Source organism: Bacillus sp. CIS52 (assembly GCF_053545315.1).
In genome coordinates this window covers 373,437-390,828 of the sequence record NZ_JBIUFR010000001.1, presented here as the reverse complement: position 1 = coordinate 390,828, position 17,392 = coordinate 373,437, and the positions used below count along the sequence as shown (strand labels likewise).

15 protein-coding genes are annotated in these 17,392 nt (G+C 47.5%); all 15 read left to right on the top strand.

Going from position 1 to position 17,392, the window contains the following annotated elements:
• Positions 1–10: 10 nt before the first annotated feature.
• The 15 genes from ACH32G_RS01385 (at position 11) to ffh (ending at position 17,358) form a co-directional block, all read left to right on the top strand.
• A complete protein-coding gene (locus ACH32G_RS01385) occupies positions 11–1,678 on the top strand; it encodes a DAK2 domain-containing protein (RefSeq protein WP_095240732.1) in 1,668 nt (555 codons plus the stop codon).
• A 142-nt stretch (positions 1,679–1,820) separates the two neighbouring features.
• A complete protein-coding gene (gene sdaAB / locus ACH32G_RS01380; protein WP_064778898.1) occupies positions 1,821–2,483 on the top strand; it encodes an L-serine ammonia-lyase, iron-sulfur-dependent subunit beta in 663 nt (220 codons plus the stop codon).
• Between the two features lie 20 nt (positions 2,484–2,503).
• Positions 2,504–3,406, top strand: a complete 903-nt coding sequence (gene sdaAA / locus ACH32G_RS01375; protein ID WP_045926110.1) for an L-serine ammonia-lyase, iron-sulfur-dependent, subunit alpha — start codon at positions 2,504–2,506, stop codon at positions 3,404–3,406.
• On the top strand, positions 3,384–5,432 hold the full coding sequence (gene recG / locus ACH32G_RS01370; protein WP_448813914.1) for an ATP-dependent DNA helicase RecG: 2,049 nt from the start codon (positions 3,384–3,386) through the stop codon (positions 5,430–5,432). Before sdaAA ends, recG begins: the two co-directional genes overlap by 23 nt.
• A gap of 106 nt (positions 5,433–5,538) precedes the next feature.
• A complete protein-coding gene (gene fapR, locus ACH32G_RS01365) occupies positions 5,539–6,105 on the top strand; it encodes a transcription factor FapR (RefSeq protein ID WP_016936149.1) in 567 nt (188 codons plus the stop codon).
• A 13-nt stretch (positions 6,106–6,118) separates the two neighbouring features.
• Positions 6,119–7,117 carry a phosphate acyltransferase PlsX gene (plsX, locus tag ACH32G_RS01360; RefSeq protein ID WP_045926113.1) on the top strand — a complete coding sequence of 333 codons (999 nt, stop codon included), beginning with the start codon at positions 6,119–6,121 and terminating at the stop codon, positions 7,115–7,117.
• 18 nt (positions 7,118–7,135) lie between these two features.
• Positions 7,136–8,089: an ACP S-malonyltransferase gene (fabD, locus tag ACH32G_RS01355; protein WP_016936147.1), complete on the top strand. Its 954-nt coding sequence runs from the start codon at positions 7,136–7,138 to the stop codon at positions 8,087–8,089.
• A complete protein-coding gene (gene fabG, locus ACH32G_RS01350; RefSeq protein ID WP_016936146.1) occupies positions 8,082–8,822 on the top strand; it encodes a 3-oxoacyl-[acyl-carrier-protein] reductase in 741 nt (246 codons plus the stop codon). The genes fabD and fabG overlap by 8 nt, the downstream gene beginning before the upstream one ends.
• Before the next feature lie 84 nt (positions 8,823–8,906).
• Positions 8,907–9,140 carry an acyl carrier protein gene (gene acpP, locus ACH32G_RS01345; RefSeq protein ID WP_003154310.1) on the top strand — a complete coding sequence of 78 codons (234 nt, stop codon included), beginning with the start codon at positions 8,907–8,909 and terminating at the stop codon, positions 9,138–9,140.
• A 138-nt stretch (positions 9,141–9,278) separates the two neighbouring features.
• Positions 9,279–10,028, top strand: a complete 750-nt coding sequence (gene rncS / locus ACH32G_RS01340; protein WP_003154303.1) for a ribonuclease III — start codon at positions 9,279–9,281, stop codon at positions 10,026–10,028.
• Positions 10,029–10,129: 101 nt separating this feature from the next.
• Entirely contained in the window at positions 10,130–13,690 is a 3,561-nt protein-coding gene (gene smc / locus ACH32G_RS01335; protein WP_448813913.1) for a chromosome segregation protein SMC, read from the top strand.
• Positions 13,691–13,709: 19 nt separating this feature from the next.
• Positions 13,710–14,699, top strand: coding sequence for a signal recognition particle-docking protein FtsY (gene ftsY / locus ACH32G_RS01330; RefSeq protein ID WP_448813912.1), 990 nt, complete (start codon positions 13,710–13,712; stop codon positions 14,697–14,699).
• 82 nt (positions 14,700–14,781) lie between these two features.
• Complete coding sequence (locus ACH32G_RS01325; RefSeq protein WP_198698855.1) at positions 14,782–15,552, top strand: phosphotransferase family protein; 771 nt, start codon at positions 14,782–14,784, stop codon at positions 15,550–15,552.
• Between the two features lie 119 nt (positions 15,553–15,671).
• Positions 15,672–16,004: a putative DNA-binding protein gene (locus ACH32G_RS01320; RefSeq protein WP_003154299.1), complete on the top strand. Its 333-nt coding sequence runs from the start codon at positions 15,672–15,674 to the stop codon at positions 16,002–16,004.
• Between the two features lie 13 nt (positions 16,005–16,017).
• Positions 16,018–17,358: a signal recognition particle protein gene (gene ffh, locus ACH32G_RS01315; protein WP_016936142.1), complete on the top strand. Its 1,341-nt coding sequence runs from the start codon at positions 16,018–16,020 to the stop codon at positions 17,356–17,358.
• The last annotated feature ends 34 nt before the right edge of the window (positions 17,359–17,392 follow it).

The window sequence follows — 17,392 nt, the reverse complement described above, 5'->3', positions numbered from 1 at the left end:
AGGATGAGTATTGTCTAGACGAAACTTAGATGGGAGAGCTTTTGCGGCAATGATTCTGGCGGGGGCTGAGACATTGTCTCAAAACGCATCCGCGGTGGATGCGCTGAACGTGTTTCCCGTTCCGGACGGCGATACCGGAACAAACATGAATTTATCGATGTCATCCGGTGCAAGAGAGGTAGAACACCTTGACTCACCTGACATCGGCAAAGTCGGCATCGCCCTGTCAAAAGGCCTGCTTATGGGAGCAAGAGGAAACTCAGGGGTGATCCTGTCCCAATTATTCAGAGGTTTCACAAAGAGCATTGAAAACAAAAAAGAAATAAATGCCCAAGAATTTGCCGCCGCACTCCAAGCGGGAGTGGATATGGCATATAAGGCAGTCATGAAACCGGTTGAAGGAACGATTTTAACCGTGGCAAAGGACGCGGCTAAAAAAGCGGTCGCCTCGGCCAAAGAAGAAACCGATATCATTGCTCTCATGGAGGCCGTTATTGAAGAAGCGGAAGCGTCGCTCAACCGCACGCCGGATCTGCTTCCTGTTTTAAAGGACGTCGGTGTCGTTGACAGCGGCGGAAAAGGTCTGCTTTGTGTATATGAAGGCTTTTTGGCTTCCTTAAAAGGAGAGTCCGTACCGAAAAAAGCGGTTCTTCCGGCACTCGATGATATGGTGAATGCCGAACATCATAAAAGCGCGCAGAGCATGCTGAGTACAGAAGACATTGAATTCGGATTTTGTACGGAAGTGATGGTAAGGCTGGATCAAGATAAACGGACGTTCGAAGAAGAGACATTCAGAAATGAACTGAGCCGTTTCGGTGACTCATTGCTGGTCGTGGCTGATGATACGCTGGCGAAAGTTCACATTCATGCCGAAGAGCCAGGGAACGTGCTGAATCTCGCGCAGCGTTACGGCGATTTGATTAAAATCAAAATTGAAAACATGAGAGAGCAGCATACGTCCATCATCAGCCAAGAACATGATGAAAAAAAGCCGGCCGGTGTAATGAAAGAATCCCGTAAACCTTTTGGGATCGTGACTGTGGCAATGGGCGAAGGCATTTCTGAACTGTTTGCGAGCATCGGCGCCTCACACGTTATCGAAGGCGGCCAGACAATGAATCCGAGCACAGAAGATATTGTTGAAGCCGTTCAGTCTGTGAATGCGGAAACGGTTTTCATTCTTCCGAACAATTCCAATATTGTGATGGCTGCCAATCAGGCGGCGAGCGTGGCTGAAGAAAATGTCATTGTCATTCCGGCAAAAACGGTGCCTCAAGGCATGACCGCCCTGCTTGCGTTTAACCCTGACCAGCCGGCTGATGTAAATGAAGCCAATATGCTTGAAGCCATCCGGAATGTGAAAAGCGGACAGGTGACATATTCAGTCAGAGACACCCATATCGACGGCAAGGATATAAAAAAAGGTGATTTTATCGGCATTTTAAACAGTTCGATTATCGGCAGCGCCGAAGACCGGATAAATGCGGCGAAATTACTGCTGGATGAGATGATCGGAGAAGAAGATGAAATCGTCACCATCCTGTACGGAGAAGACGCGCCGGAAGAAGAAGCTGAGAAACTCGCTGAGTATATTACAAGCGTCTGTGAAGATATCGAAGTTGAAATCCATAACGGCAGACAGCCTCTTTATCCATATATATTTGCGGCAGAATAGAAGGGCTTATCAGGCCCTTCTATTCTTATGCCTTAATTTACCTGCGGCAGTGCGGCAGTGTGCCTGCTTGCCAATTGATAAATGTTCAATTAGTCTAAAGAAAAGCGCTGAATGAAGTGATGTTAAGGAGGAACAAACCAGCATGAAATATAGAAGCGTTTTTGATATTATCGGCCCGGTAATGATCGGCCCGTCCAGTTCACACACCGCAGGCGCAGCCCGGATCGGCAGAGTGGCCAGAAGCTTATTCAGACGGGAGCCCCGCCGGATCGTTGTGTCTTTTTACGGATCATTTGCAGAGACGTATAAGGGCCACGGCACTGATGTCGCGATTATCGGCGGCCTGCTTGATTTTGATACATTTGATGAACGGATTAAAACAGCGATTCAAATTGCTGAAGAGAAGGGCATTGATATAGAGTTCCGCACAGAGGATGCCGTGCCCGTTCATCCGAATACGGCGCGTATCATCATTTCTGATGATGAGGGGGAGCTTGCCTTAACCGGTATTTCAATCGGCGGCGGGAAAATAGAAATTACGGAGCTTAACGGCTTTGAGCTGCGACTTTCCGGGAACCACCCGGCTATTTTAGTCGTTCATAATGATAAATTCGGCACAATTGCAGGCGTTGCCAATGTGCTTGCGAAATTCTCAATCAACGTCGGACATATGGAAGTGGCGCGTAAGGAAGTCGGCCAGCTTGCGCTGATGACGATTGAGGTCGATCAGAATATTGAAGAAGAAGTGCTGGACGAACTTTCAACACTTCCTAATATTATACAGGTTACTAAGATAGCTGACTAAAAAGTCAGGAGGAAAATGACATGTTTCGTAATGTAAAAGAATTAATAGAAATCACTCAAGAAAAACAAATTCCGATCTCAGAAGTGATGATCACCCAAGAGATGGAAGTGACACAAAAAACGCGGGAAGAGATCTTTCAAGGAATGGAACGCAATCTTTCCGTCATGGAAGCGGCGGTTGAAAAAGGGCTGAACGGCGTCACGAGCCAGACCGGTTTAACAGGAGGAGATGCCGTGAAACTGCAGGCGTACATCCAATCGGGAAAAAGCCTGTCAGGCAATCTGATTTTAGACGCCGTGTCTAAAGCTGTAGCCACAAATGAAGTCAATGCGGCGATGGGAACGATCTGCGCTACACCGACCGCCGGCTCTGCCGGGGTTGTGCCGGGAACGTTATTCGCCGTAAAGCATAAGCTGAACCCTACGACGGAACAAATGATCCGTTTTCTGTTTACAGCCGGCGCGTTCGGTTTTGTCGTAGCAAATAACGCGAGTATTTCGGGAGCGGCTGGAGGCTGTCAGGCGGAAGTCGGATCAGCATCCGGTATGGCTGCCGCTGCGATTGTGGAAATGGCGGGCGGAACGCCTCAGCAATCAGCGGAAGCAATGGCGATTACGCTGAAAAATATGCTCGGTCTCGTATGTGATCCGGTCGCCGGCCTGGTAGAAGTGCCGTGTGTCAAACGGAACGCAATGGGAGCCTCCAATGCGATGATCGCGGCGGATATGGCGCTGGCAGGGATTACGAGCCGCATTCCTTGCGATGAGGTAATAGACGCGATGTACAAAATCGGCCAGACGATGCCGACAGCACTGCGTGAAACGGGACAAGGCGGTTTAGCCGCGACACCGACGGGAAGAGAATTAGAGAAAAAAATTTTCGGAGGAGCGCTGAAATCAAGTGAAACACCATCAGCAAACTAGTATAGCGGAGATTAAGGGCATTGGGCCGGAAACAGAAAAAACATTGCACGAACTGGGTATCTATGACATTTCTGATCTTCTGAATTATTTCCCTTACCGTTATGACGACTATGAGCTGAGGGATTTAGAGGAAGTAAAACATGAAGAAAGAGTGACGGTAGAAGGGAAGGTTCATTCAGAACCTTCTCTTACCTATTACGGCAAAAAACGAAACAGGCTGACATTCAGAGTGCTTGTCGGCAATTATTTAATTACCGCGGTTTGTTTTAACCGTCCGTACTTAAAAAAGAAACTGACGCTCGGTTCTGTCGTCACGATATCCGGTAAATGGGATAAACACAGGCAGACCGTATCCGTGCAGGAACTAAAAAACGGTCCTCATCAAGAAGATAAAAGCATTGAGCCTGTTTATTCCGTTAAAGAAAACGTCACCGTTAAAATGATGAGACGATTTATTAAGGATGCGCTGCAGCATCATTTGGACAGTGCGGCCGATCCGCTTCCTGAAAAATTGAGAATCCGCTACAAGCTGCCTGATTACAAACAAGCCCTGCAGACGATGCATCAGCCGGAGACGAGGGAATCGCTGCAGCAGGCAAGACGCCGGTTTGTGTACGAAGAATTCTTATTGTTTCAGCTGAAGATGCAGGCGTTCCGTAAAGCGGAAAGAGAACAGTCAAAAGGCATCAGCCACGTGTTTCCTGCTGAAAAGCTCGCCGCTTTCACAGACAGCCTTCCGTTTTCGCTCACGAACGCACAGATGCGCGTGCTCCGTGAAATTACCGCTGATATGACATCGCCTTACAGAATGAACCGTCTGCTGCAAGGTGATGTCGGTTCGGGAAAAACGGCGGTCGCCGCCATCGCTTTGTACGCTGCGATTCTGTCGGGGTATCAGGGGGCATTAATGGTGCCGACAGAAATTCTGGCCGAACAGCATGCCGACTCTCTCGTATCGTTGTTTGCAAATGAAGACGTGAATATCGCGCTTTTGACGAGTTCTGTAAAAGGAAAGCGGCGCAGGGAGCTTTTGGAGCGGCTTGCTCTCGGAGAGATTGATATTTTAGTAGGGACCCATGCTTTAATCCAGGATGAAGTGGAATTTAAAGCGCTGAGCCTTGTTATTACGGACGAGCAGCACCGGTTCGGGGTCGAACAGCGCAAAAAACTCAAGAATAAAGGCCAGGATCCGGATGTGCTGTTTATGACAGCCACTCCGATTCCGAGAACGTTGGCCATTACCGTCTTCGGAGAAATGGATGTTTCCGTGATAGATGAAATGCCCGCGGGACGAAAGCAAATCGAAACGTATTGGGTGAAACACGACATGCTGGAGCGGATTTTGGCTTTTATTGAAAAAGAGCTGAAACAGGGCAGACAAGCCTATATAATCTGTCCGCTCATTGAAGAATCGGATAAGCTGGATGTGCAGAATGCGATTGACGTATATAACATGCTGTCTGATGTGTACCGCGGCAAATGGAATGTCGGTCTGATGCACGGGAAACTCCATTCTGATGAAAAAGATCAGGTGATGAGAGAATTCAGCGCCAATCAATGTCAGGTTCTCGTGTCAACAACCGTCGTAGAAGTCGGGGTGAACGTGCCGAATGCGACAATTATGGTCATCTATGACGCCGACCGTTTCGGATTATCTCAGCTCCATCAGCTCCGCGGCCGGGTCGGACGGGGAGACCACCAATCTTTCTGCATCTTGATGGCCGATCCAAAATCCGAAACCGGGAAAGAGCGGATGAGAATCATGTCGGAGACAAATGACGGGTTTGAACTGTCTGAAAAGGATCTTGAACTGCGCGGTCCCGGCGATTTCTTCGGAAAAAAACAAAGCGGTATGCCCGAGTTCAAGGTGGCGGATATGGTTCATGACTACAGAGCTTTGGAGACGGCCCGTCAGGATGCGGCCAATCTTGTGTCTTCAGAAGCTTTTTGGAAAGATGACGAATACAGCATGCTTCGCGCTCAATTGCTTTCAAGCGGTGTCTTAGAAGGGGAGAAATTAAGCTGATTCTGCAAAATTCGGCGGCTTTCAAAAAACAATCATTGCATTCCAATCTATGAAATTATATACTACTATTAGTACCTAGTCTTAATTGTCCGGATGGTGTTTATAGATGAGAAGAAGCAAGAAAGAACGCCAAAAATTATTGCAGCAGACGATCAAATCGACACCCTTCATCACAGATGAAGAATTAGCGGGGAAATTCGGCGTCAGCATTCAGACGATCCGTTTAGACCGCTTAGAGCTCTCAATACCGGAGCTGAGGGAAAGAATTAAAAACGTGGCAGAGCAAACGCTTGAAGATGAAGTGAAATCACTGCCTTTAGATGAAGTGATCGGTGAAATCATTGATCTGGAGCTTGACGGCCAGGCCATTTCTATATTAGAAGTAAGACGCGAACATGTTTTCAGCCGCAATCAGATTGCGCGGGGGCATCATTTGTTTGCGCAGGCGAACTCACTCGCCGTAGCCGTCATAGATGATGAGCTGGCGCTGACCGCAAGCGCAAATATCCGCTTTACAAGACAGGTGAAAGAGGGCGAGCGCGTCGTTGCGAAAGCCAAAGTGACGGCAGTCGAAAAAGAAAAAGGCAGAACGGTAGTGGAAGTAAACAGTTATGTGGGAGAAGAAGTCGTATTCTCCGGCAACTTTGACATGTACCGTTCAAAACAATCATAAAGGTGGAGCATGCATGAGAATAGCTGTAGATGCAATGGGAGGCGACAACGCACCCAAAGCTGTTATTGACGGAGTAATGAAGAGTATTGAGGCATTTGAAGATCTTCATATTACGCTGGTCGGTGACAAGACAACGATAGAATCACACTTGCCAACAACATCAGACCGCATCACCGTATTGCACGCCGATGAAGTGATTGAACCGACGGATGAACCGGTCCGCGCCGTACGCAGAAAGAAAAACTCTTCTATGGTGCTGATGGCGCAGGAAGTGGCTGAAAACAGAGCCGATGCCTGCATTTCAGCGGGGAATACGGGTGCATTGATGACAGCGGGGCTGTTTATTGTCGGCAGAATTAAAGGAATCGACCGGCCGGCCCTTGCGCCGACGCTTCCGACCGTATCAGGCGACGGTTTCCTTCTTTTAGACGTGGGTGCCAATGTCGATGCCAAGCCGGAGCACCTTGTCCAGTACGGAATAATGGGATCTGTATATGCCCGGCAGGTTCTCGGAATCAGCTCGCCGCGCGTCGGCTTGTTAAATGTCGGCACGGAAGAAAAGAAGGGAAACGACCTGACAAAAAAGACGTTTGAATTATTAAAAGAAACAAACGTGAATTTTGTCGGAAACGTAGAGGCGAGAGACTTGCTGGAAGGCGCTGCTGACGTTATCGTTACAGACGGCTTTACGGGCAACGTCACGTTGAAAACATTGGAAGGTTCAGCGTTATCAATTTTCAAAATGCTGAAAGATACACTGACTTCAAGTTTTGTTTCTAAGCTGGCAGCAGGAGTGCTGAAGCCGAAGCTGATGGAAATGAAACTGAAAATGGACTATTCTGAGTACGGCGGGGCGAGTCTTTTCGGTTTAAAGGCGCCTGTTATTAAAGCGCACGGCTCTTCTGATGCACGCGCTGTTTATCACGCGCTGCGCCAGGCGAGAGAAATGGTCAGCCAAAACGTGGCCGCATTTATAGAAGAAGAAGTAAAAGAAGAAAAAACAGATGAGTAGTCTGGAGGTTATCACACCATGAGTAAGATTGCATTTTTATTTCCCGGACAGGGATCACAATATATCGGTATGGGAAAAGACCTGTACGAACGCGAAGAAGCATCAAAACGTATTTTTGATGAAGCGGATGAAACGCTTGAAACAAAGCTGAGCTCGCTCATTTTTGAAGGCGATGCTGAAGAATTAACCCTTACATACAATGCGCAGCCTGCGCTCTTAACAACAAGCATTGCCGTATTGGAAAAGTTTAAAGAATCCGGCATCACGCCGGATTTCACAGCCGGCCACAGCCTCGGAGAATATTCGGCGCTCGTTGCGGCGGGAGCGATGACATTTAAAGATGCCGTTTACACGGTAAGAAAACGGGGAGAATTCATGAATGAAGCCGTACCGGCGGGAGAAGGCGCAATGGCCGCTATTCTCGGAATGGATGCGGAATCCTTGAAAAAGGTGACGGATCAAGTGACGGAAAACGGCCACCTCGTACAGCTTGCAAACCTGAACTGCCCCGGCCAGATCGTGATTTCCGGAACGGCAAAAGGCGTGGAGCTTGCTTCAGAAGAAGCGAAAAACAACGGGGCAAAACGGGCGATCCCGCTAGAAGTAAGCGGACCGTTCCATTCTGAATTAATGAAGCCCGCGGCGGAAAAACTCGAAGAAGTGCTCAGCGCATGTGAGCTGAAAAGTGCGGCTGTTCCCGTTATATCAAACGTTTCGGCTGACATCATGACAGAAAAAGACGATATCAAGAAAAAGCTGATCGAACAGCTTTATTCACCTGTACGCTTTGAAGAAACAATTAACAAACTGATTGACGAAGGCGTTACGACGTTTGTTGAAATCGGTCCCGGAAAAGTGCTTTCAGGCCTTGTGAAAAAAGTGAACCGCCGTCTGAAAACAATCGCGGTTTCTGACCATGAAACCATTGAATTGGCGATTCAAACGCTGAAGGAGGAGAATCAGGATGCTTAATGAAAAAACAGCAGTCGTAACGGGAGCGTCCCGCGGAATCGGGCGGGCGATCGCGCTTGATCTTGCGAAAAACGGATGTAACGTAGTTGTCAACTACTCCGGAAGTGAAGCGAAAGCGAACGAGGTCGTAGATGAAATCAAATCTTTGGGCCGAAATGCGATCGCGGTAAAAGCCGATGTATCAAATTCCGAAGAAGTACAAAACATGATGAAAGAGGCTGTCGCCGAATTCTCTTCAATCGACATTCTCGTGAACAATGCGGGAATCACAAAGGACAATCTCCTGATGAGAATGAAAGAAAATGAATGGGATGACGTCATCAACATTAACCTGAAAGGTGTTTTCAACTGCACGAAAGCCGTGACTAGACAGATGATGAAACAGCGCTCAGGCCGGATTATCAACGTATCATCAATCGTCGGCGTCAGCGGAAACCCGGGCCAGGCGAACTATGTGGCGGCAAAAGCCGGTGTGATCGGCTTGACAAAGTCATCTGCCAAAGAGCTTGCGAGCCGTAATATTACGGTCAACGCCATCGCTCCGGGCTTTATTTCCACGGATATGACGGACAAGCTTTCTAAAGAAGTCCAAGATGAAATGCTGAAGCAGATTCCGCTCGCGCGTTTCGGTGATCCTTCCGATATCAGCAGCGTTGTCACGTTCCTTGCTTCTGAAGGATCGCGTTATATGACGGGCCAGACCCTCCATATTGACGGAGGAATGGTGATGTAAAGATTTGTTTTTAAAATTTCATCCTAGTTTCTCTAGTTTTTTAAAAACGAATCCTCTATAATACTTGAGGGGAGGTGAATTGCTATGGCAGATACATTAGAGCGTGTAACGAAAATCATCGTAGACCGCCTTGGCGTTGATGAAGCTGACGTCAAACTTGAAGCTTCTTTCAAGGAAGACTTAGGTGCTGATTCCCTAGATGTAGTTGAGCTTGTTATGGAACTTGAAGACGAGTTTGATATGGAGATTTCTGACGAAGATGCTGAAAAGATTGCAACAGTCGGCGACGCTGTGAACTACATACAAAACCAGCAATAAGCTGATGCTAAAAGTCCCGCCTGACAGCGGGGCTTTAGCCCTTTAACCGTTCGGTTACCGGCGTCTGACGCTGTACGCGCTGCCGATTCCGTTTACGGCGGGAAGCGCGGTGAACCTGATGTGCCTATGGAGGTTACTATGTCAAAACACTCACATTTTAAAGATAAAAAAAAGTTCTATAAAAAAATAGAGCAATTTAAAGAGTTCCAAGAACGGATTTCGGTTCATTTTCAAAACGAGAAACTTTTGTATCAAGCATTTACACATTCATCTTATGTGAATGAGCATCGGAAAAAGCCGTATGAAGACAATGAAAGGCTTGAATTTTTAGGTGACGCTGTTTTGGAACTGACGATCTCCCAATTCTTATTTGCCAAATATCCGGCCATGAGTGAAGGAGATTTGACGAAGCTGAGAGCCGCTATCGTATGCGAGCCGTCACTCGTCTCCCTTGCCCACGAATTGTCATTCGGCGATCTTGTTCTTTTGGGTAAAGGAGAAGAAATGACGGGCGGCAGAAAGCGTCCTGCGCTTTTAGCGGATGTGTTTGAAGCGTTTATCGGCGCACTGTATCTGGACCAGGGCCTTGAGCCGGTTCAGCAATTCCTGAAAGAGTACGTGTTCCCTAAAATAAACGATGGTGCTTTTTCTCATGTGATGGATTTCAAAAGCCAGCTTCAAGAATTTGTACAGCGAGACGGAAAAGGATCGCTTGAGTACAAAATTCTCAATGAAAAAGGACCTGCCCACAACCGGGAATTCGAGGCGCTTGTCTCTCTTAAAGGTGAGGCGCTGGGCATCGGGAACGGACGTTCCAAAAAAGAAGCCGAGCAGCACGCCGCACAGGAAGCTCTTGCAAAATTGCAAAAACACCATACGAAACAATAAAATCCCCCTGTATCCCTAGGGGGATTTCAATATGTCTGCGCCTGATATAAGCGGGGGATTATGATAATATTGAGATACTTATACGATAAGGAGGATCTGGGATGTTCCTCAAACGTTTAGACGTTATAGGATTTAAATCATTTGCAGAACGGATATCCGTTGACTTTGTAAAAGGCGTCACGGCCGTTGTCGGTCCGAACGGCAGCGGAAAGAGCAACATAACCGAAGCCATCCGCTGGGTGCTCGGCGAACAATCAGCCCGCTCGCTTCGGGGCGGAAAAATGGAAGATATCATTTTTGCCGGAAGTGATTCACGCAAGCGGCTTAACCTTGCGGAAGTCACGTTAACGCTTGATAATGAAGATCATTTTCTCCCGATCGATTATCACGAAGTCAGCGTGACGAGACGGGTTTACCGTTCCGGAGAAAGTGAATTTCTCATCAACAATCAGCAGTGCCGCCTGAAAGACATCATTGACTTATTTATGGACTCCGGGCTCGGGAAAGAAGCGTTTTCCATTATCAGCCAGGGGAAAGTCGAAGAGATTTTAAGCAGCAAAGCGGAAGACCGCCGCAGTATTTTTGAAGAAGCGGCCGGCGTGCTGAAATATAAAACACGAAAGAAAAAAGCGGAAAACAAACTGTTTGAGACGCAGGATAACTTAAACAGGGTGGAAGATATTCTTCACGAGCTCGAAGACCAGGTCGAACCGCTGAAAATCCAGGCATCAATCGCCAAAGACTACTTAGAAAAAAAGAAAGAGCTTGAGCACGTCGAAATCGCCCTAACAGCCTTTGATATCGAAGAACTGCATGGCAAATGGTCGGGTTTAAAAGACAAGGTGCAGGCTGCTAAAGAAGAAGAATTGGCGGAATCGTCGGCGATCTCCGCTAAAGAAGCGGCGATAGAAGAGACGAGAGATAAAATCCACGCGCTCGACGAATCCGTCAACGAGCTGCAGCAGGTTCTGCTCGTGACAAGTGAAGAGCTTGAAAAGCTGGAAGGCCGGAAAGAAGTGCTGAAAGAGCGCAAAAAAAACGCCGCGCAAAACCGGGAACAGCTTGAGGAATCGGTCACACATTACACAAAGAAAGAAGCAGAACTGAAATCGGCTATTGAAAAACAGTCTGCCGTCTTTGATAAGCTGCGTGCCGAAGTGAAGCGGTTAAATGCCCAGGTGAAAGAAAAGCAGCAGGCGCTCAGCCTTCATAATGAAAACGTCGAAGAGAAAATCGAACAATTAAAAAGCGATTACTTCGAATTGTTAAACAGTCAGGCGTCGATCCGCAACGAGCTGCAGCTTTTAGATGACCAGATGTCCCAATCTGCCGTCCAGCAGGCGAGACTGACCGCAAACAATGAAAAATATCTTCAGGAACGAAATGATATTTCCGTCCGCAAAGCGGCATGCGAAGAAGAACTGGCCGCAGTTGAAGCGGATATTGACAATCAGGTCGGCCGCTTTCGCGAAGTCCAGACCGCATATGAACAGAAAAAACGCCAGTATGAAAAGAAAGAATCAGCCCTGTATCAGGCGTATCAATTTGTACAGCAGGCCAGATCCAAAAAAGATATGCTTGAAACGATGCAAGGCGATTTTTCAGGGTTTTACCAAGGCGTAAAAGAAGTGCTGAAGCAGAAGGAGCAGCTTGGCGGCATCCGCGGCGCTGTTCTCGAACTGATTTCCACTGAACAAAAATATGAAACGGCGATCGAGATTGCACTCGGCGCGGCGGCGCAGCACGTTGTCACAGACGATGAGCAGGCGGCGCGGAAAGCGATTCAATATTTAAAACAGAATTCTTTCGGCCGCGCGACGTTTCTGCCGCTTACGGTCATGAAACCGCGCCAGCTCCAAACCCGTGATGAACAGACGGCTTCGAAGCATCCGTCTTTTCTCGGCGCAGCGAGCGGGCTTGTCACGTATGATGCGGCGTATCGGAATGTCATTGAAAACCTTCTCGGCACAGTGCTGATCACTGAAGATTTAAAAGGTGCGAATGAACTTGCCAAGCTTGTCGGGCACCGCTACCGCATCGTGACGCTTGAAGGCGATGTCGTCAATCCAGGCGGATCAATGACAGGCGGCGCAGTCAAAAAGAAAAACAATTCTCTGCTCGGCAGAAGCCGTGAGCTTGAGACGGTGACTGCGCGGCTCGCCGAAATGGAAGAAAAAACAGCTGTGCTCGAAAAAGAAGTCAAATCGCTGAAACAAGCCATTCAAGAGCTTGAACATACGCTGAACGGTCTCCGTGAAGACGGTGAGGCTTTCAGAACAAAGCAGCAGGATGTAAAAGGCAGGCTGTATGAACTCGAAGTCGCCGAAAAGAACATCAATACCCATCTGGAGCTTTACGATCAGGAGAAAGCATCACTGACGGAAAGCAGCCGGGAAAAAGAGGCGCGAAAATCAGCATTGGAAGAACAGCTGAGTGAGGCATCCGGCCAGCTGAAAGAGCTTGAGGAAGAGATGGACAGGCTGACAAAACAAAAGCAGACCCTATCCTCAACAAAAGAAACGCTCTCTCATGAACTGACGGAATGTAAAGTGGCCGCGGCGAAAAAAGAACAGGCGTGCTCGAGTGAGGAAGACAACCTCAAAAGGCTGAAAAAAGAGCTTGAAGAAACGCAGCTCGCCCTGAAAGAAACACGGGAAGATTTAAGCCTCCTGACTTCAGAGATGACATCCAGCACAAGCGGTGAGGAGCAGCTTGAAGAAGCAGCCCATCATAAGCTTCACGATAAAACGAGAACGATCGAATTGATCGCCAGCCGGCGCGATCAGCGTGTGAAACTTCAGAGGGCGCTTGATACGAACGAGCTTGAACTGAAAGAGATGAAGCGTCTGTACAGGCAAAAAACAGAAATTCTGAAAGATGAAGAGGTAAAACTCGGCCGGATGGAAGTTGAGCTTGATAACCTCTTGCAATATTTACGTGAAGAGTACAGCTTATCCTTTGAAGGGGCAAAAGAACAATATCAGCTCGAACTCGAGCCTGAAGAGGCGAGAAAACTGGTCAAACTGATCAAGCTTTCAATTGAAGAGCTCGGAACGGTCAATCTCGGCAGCATCGATGAGTTTGAAAGAGTGAACGAACGGTATCAGTTTTTAACGGAGCAGAAAAATGATCTGACGGATGCGAAAAATACACTGTTCCAAGTCATTGAAGAAATGGATTCAGAAATGACGAAGCGGTTCCATGAAACGTTTATCCAGATCCGTTCTCAATTCAACGACGTGTTCCGTTCCTTGTTCGGAGGAGGGCGCGCTGAACTGAAGCTGACCGATCCGAATGACCTTCTCAACTCAGGGGTGGACATTATCGCCCAGCCTCCGGGCAAAAAACTGCAAAACTTAAATCTTTTGTCAGGGGGAGAACGGGCGCTGACCGCCATTGCCCTTTTATTCTCCATTTTGAAAGTAAGGCCCGTTCCGTTCTGCGTGCTTGATGAAGTGGAAGCTGCGCTTGATGAAGCCAATGTATTCAGGTTTGCGCAATACTTAAAAAAATACAGCGGCGACAGCCAGTTTATCGTCATCACCCACAGAAAAGGCACCATGGAAGAAGCGGATGTCCTCTACGGTGTTACGATGCAGGAATCCGGCGTTTCCCGAATGGTTTCGGTCAAACTGGAAGAAACAAAAGAATTCGTTCAGTAACGAGGAAAGAGGTTGAAAGATGAGCTTTTTTAAAAAATTAAAAGAGAAAATCACGAAACAGACAGACTCCGTCTCTGAAAAATTTAAAGACGGTCTCGAAAAAACAAGAAATTCCTTCTCAAATAAAGTGAACGAGCTCGTCTCACGCTACCGGAAAGTCGACGAAGATTTCTTCGAAGAGCTTGAGGAAGTGCTGATTAGCGCTGACGTCGGTTTCACAACGGTGATGGAACTGATCGACGAGCTCAAAAAAGAAGTGAAGCTGAAAAACATCCAGGACCCTCAGGAAGTGCAGTCCGTCATTTCTGAAAAGCTCGTCGACATTTATAACAGCGGCGACGAACAGATTGCTGAACTGAATATTCAGGACGGGCGCTTAAACGTTATTCTGCTTGTCGGCGTAAACGGCGTCGGAAAAACGACAACGATCGGAAAGCTGGCCCATAAGCTGAAGAATGAAGGCAAATCCGTTGTGCTTGCTGCCGGAGACACCTTCAGAGCCGGGGCGATTGAACAGCTTGAAGTGTGGGGGGAGCGTACTGGCGTGCCTGTCATTAAGCAGGCTGCCGGGAGTGACCCTGCGGCAGTTATTTACGATGCCGTACACGCGGCTAAAGCAAGAGGAGCGGATGTGCTGATTTGTGATACGGCCGGCCGCCTTCAGAATAAAGTAAACTTAATGAAAGAGCTTGAAAAAGTCAAACGCGTCATCGAACGCGAAGTGCCTGAGGCTCCGCATGAGGTTCTCCTTGCGCTTGACGCGACGACAGGTCAGAATGCGATGGCGCAGGCGAAAGAATTCTCCAAAGCGACGAATGTGACGGGTATCGCATTAACGAAGCTTGACGGCACCGCAAAAGGCGGTATCGTCCTGGCGATCCGCAATGAGCTTCATATCCCCGTGAAATTGGTCGGCCTCGGAGAAAAGGTTGACGATCTCCAGCGGTTTGATGCAGAATCTTACGTATACGGTCTCTTTTCGGATTTAGTTGAAAAAGCCGAGGATTAATGAATAAAAAACGAGTATAAAACCTTCCATTTTATACTCGTTTTTTTATACACATTGATACTCGGAATGGAGGGGGCAGCTGTTGGACAAATGGCTGAAAGCTGAATTGGAAAGTAAGATCGGCGCGATAAAACATATCTCGCTGCTGGATGAACAGGGAGGCACTTCAACCGTTCGGAAAATAGTGACCGGCCAAGACGCATTTTTGCTGAAAAGTTCTTTTCAACAGAAGTATCGGGAATGGTTAATGAGAGAAGCCTTCGTTTTACAACAACTGACGGAAACTCGTCGTCTGCCTGTTCCTATTTATTATGGGATGATACAGGAACAGCATGCCAGCCATATCATCATGTCATTTGAGGATGGAATCACCCTCACTTCGGCTTTAAGAAAAGCAAAAGGGGATACTGAAAAGAAAAAGCTGATCAAAAGTTTCGGCCAGTTTCTGCAACGGCTGCATGAAACCGAAATGGTCCCTGGTTTACAGCCGGAAACAGACTGGCTCGATCTGCAAATCAAACGAGCCGGGGAATATGTCAAAAAAGGACAGGCTGAAGGAAGTGCAGAGCTTTTGAAGGATTTGGACCGGTACAGGCCTGTTCCTGTTCAGCAGACAATGATTCACGGTGACTGCACGACTGATAATGTGCTGGTGAAAGACGGAGAGGTCTGTCTGTTTATCGATGCTGCGGGAATATCGGCGGGAGATCCGCGATATGATGAATCATTAGCGATCCGTCATTTTGTCACAAATGAAGCATGGCTCAATGCTTTTTACGAAGGCTATTGCCGCTATCGTGTATCAAAACAAGAATTCGAGTATTTTAACGGCGGTCTATACGAATTTTTTTAAAAACTGATTATGTAAAAAGAGCCTCATGCTTTGACAAGATAAAAACTTGACACACGCTCTGAAACCATGTAAACTATGTTTTTGTAAAGGGATTTGACTTAACAAAGGGGAGAGCTCAAATGTCGCTCGAAAAAACGACGAGAATGAACTATTTGTTTGACTTCTATCAGTCGTTGCTGACGTCAAAACAAAAGAGCTATATGTCGCTTTATTATCTGGACGATTTCTCCCTTGGTGAAATAGCCGAAGAGTATGACGTTTCAAGGCAAGCCGTTTACGATAACATCAAACGGACTGAAGCGATGCTTGAACAATATGAAGAAAAACTGCTCCTTTTTAAAAAGTTTCAGGAGCGTAAAGAAATGTTTACAAAGCTGAAAGAGCTTGCTTCCGGCTTGCAGGAAGAGGAAAAAATGACGGCTCTGATTGAAGCGCTTGAGAAATTAGATTAGGAGGCGGCAAACAATGGCATTTGAAGGATTAGCCGACCGACTGCAAAAGACGATTTCAAAAATCCGCGGAAAAGGAAAAGTCAGCGAACAAGACGTAAAAGAGATGATGCGTGAAGTTCGTCTTGCGCTTCTTGAGGCTGACGTTAACTTTAAAGTCGTAAAGGATTTTGTGAAAAAAGTAAGTGAACGGGCTGTCGGACAGGACGTCATGCAGAGTCTGACACCCGGTCAGCAGGTTATTAAAGTCGTAAAAGAAGAGCTTACCGAGCTGATGGGCGGCGAAGAAAGCAAAATTGCCGTCGCCAAACGCCCGCCGACCGTTATTATGATGGTCGGGCTCCAAGGTGCCGGTAAAACGACAACCACGGGGAAGCTCGCCAACCTGCTGCGCAAAAAACATAACCGCAAACCGCTGCTCGTGGCTGCAGATATTTACCGTCCCGCTGCGATTAAGCAGCTGGAAACACTGGGGAAACAGCTTGATATGCCGGTCTTTTCGCTTGGCGATCAGGTCAGCCCGGTGGAAATTGCCAGACAGGCGATTGAAAAAGCGAAGGAAGAGCATCATGATTATGTGATTTTAGATACCGCCGGACGGCTGCACATCGATCACGAACTGATGGATGAGCTCTCCGGCGTAAAGGAAGTCGCAAACCCTGAAGAAATTTTCCTTGTCGTCGACTCAATGACCGGTCAGGATGCGGTGAACGTCGCCAAAAGCTTTAATGACCAGCTCGGTTTAACGGGCGTCGTTTTAACAAAGCTTGACGGGGATACCCGCGGAGGTGCGGCGCTTTCTATCCGCGCAGTTACTGAAACGCCGATTAAATTCGCCGGAATGGGAGAAAAACTCGACGCTTTAGAAGCGTTCCATCCCGAGCGTATGGCATCCCGGATTCTCGGAATGGGTGACGTGTTAACCCTGATTGAAAAAGCTCAGGCGACAGTTGATGAAGACAAAGCCAAAGAGCTTGAGCAGAAAATGAGAACGATGAGCTTCACATTGGATGATTTTCTTGAGCAGCTCGGCCAGGTCCGAAACATGGGGCCTCTTGACGAACTGCTGCAAATGATGCCCGGCGCAGGCAAAATGAAAGGCTTAAAAAACATCCAAGTCGATGAAAAACAGCTGAATCATGTGGAAGCGATCATTAAATCAATGACTGTTCTTGAAAAAGAACAGCCGGATATCATTAACGCCAGCCGGCGGAAGCGGATTGCCAAAGGAAGCGGAACATCCGTTCAGGAAGTCAACCGTCTTTTAAAGCAGTTTGAGGAAATGAAAAAAATGATGAAGCAGATGACCAACATGTCAAAAGGGAAGAAAAAAGGCTTTAAACTACCTTTTATGTAATCGGTTATACATGATAAAACCGTTGTTAAGAAAA

Excerpts from the sequence above, each read along its gene's own strand:
- sdaAA (WP_045926110.1), top strand. The coding sequence starts at position 2,504 with ATGTTTCGTAATGTAAAAGAATTAATAGAAATCACTCAAGAAAAACAA.
- fapR (WP_016936149.1), top strand. The coding sequence starts at position 5,539 with ATGAGAAGAAGCAAGAAAGAACGCCAAAAATTATTGCAGCAGACGATC.
- rncS (WP_003154303.1), top strand. The coding sequence starts at position 9,279 with ATGTCAAAACACTCACATTTTAAAGATAAAAAAAAGTTCTATAAAAAA.
- ACH32G_RS01320 (WP_003154299.1), top strand. The coding sequence starts at position 15,672 with ATGTCGCTCGAAAAAACGACGAGAATGAACTATTTGTTTGACTTCTAT.
- ffh (WP_016936142.1), top strand. The coding sequence starts at position 16,018 with ATGGCATTTGAAGGATTAGCCGACCGACTGCAAAAGACGATTTCAAAA.
- sdaAB (WP_064778898.1), top strand. The coding sequence starts at position 1,821 with ATGAAATATAGAAGCGTTTTTGATATTATCGGCCCGGTAATGATCGGC.
- plsX (WP_045926113.1), top strand. The coding sequence starts at position 6,119 with ATGAGAATAGCTGTAGATGCAATGGGAGGCGACAACGCACCCAAAGCT.
- ftsY (WP_448813912.1), top strand. The coding sequence starts at position 13,710 with ATGAGCTTTTTTAAAAAATTAAAAGAGAAAATCACGAAACAGACAGAC.
- smc (WP_448813913.1), top strand. The coding sequence starts at position 10,130 with ATGTTCCTCAAACGTTTAGACGTTATAGGATTTAAATCATTTGCAGAA.
- fabG (WP_016936146.1), top strand. The coding sequence starts at position 8,082 with ATGCTTAATGAAAAAACAGCAGTCGTAACGGGAGCGTCCCGCGGAATC.
- acpP (WP_003154310.1), top strand. The coding sequence starts at position 8,907 with ATGGCAGATACATTAGAGCGTGTAACGAAAATCATCGTAGACCGCCTT.
- fabD (WP_016936147.1), top strand. The coding sequence starts at position 7,136 with ATGAGTAAGATTGCATTTTTATTTCCCGGACAGGGATCACAATATATC.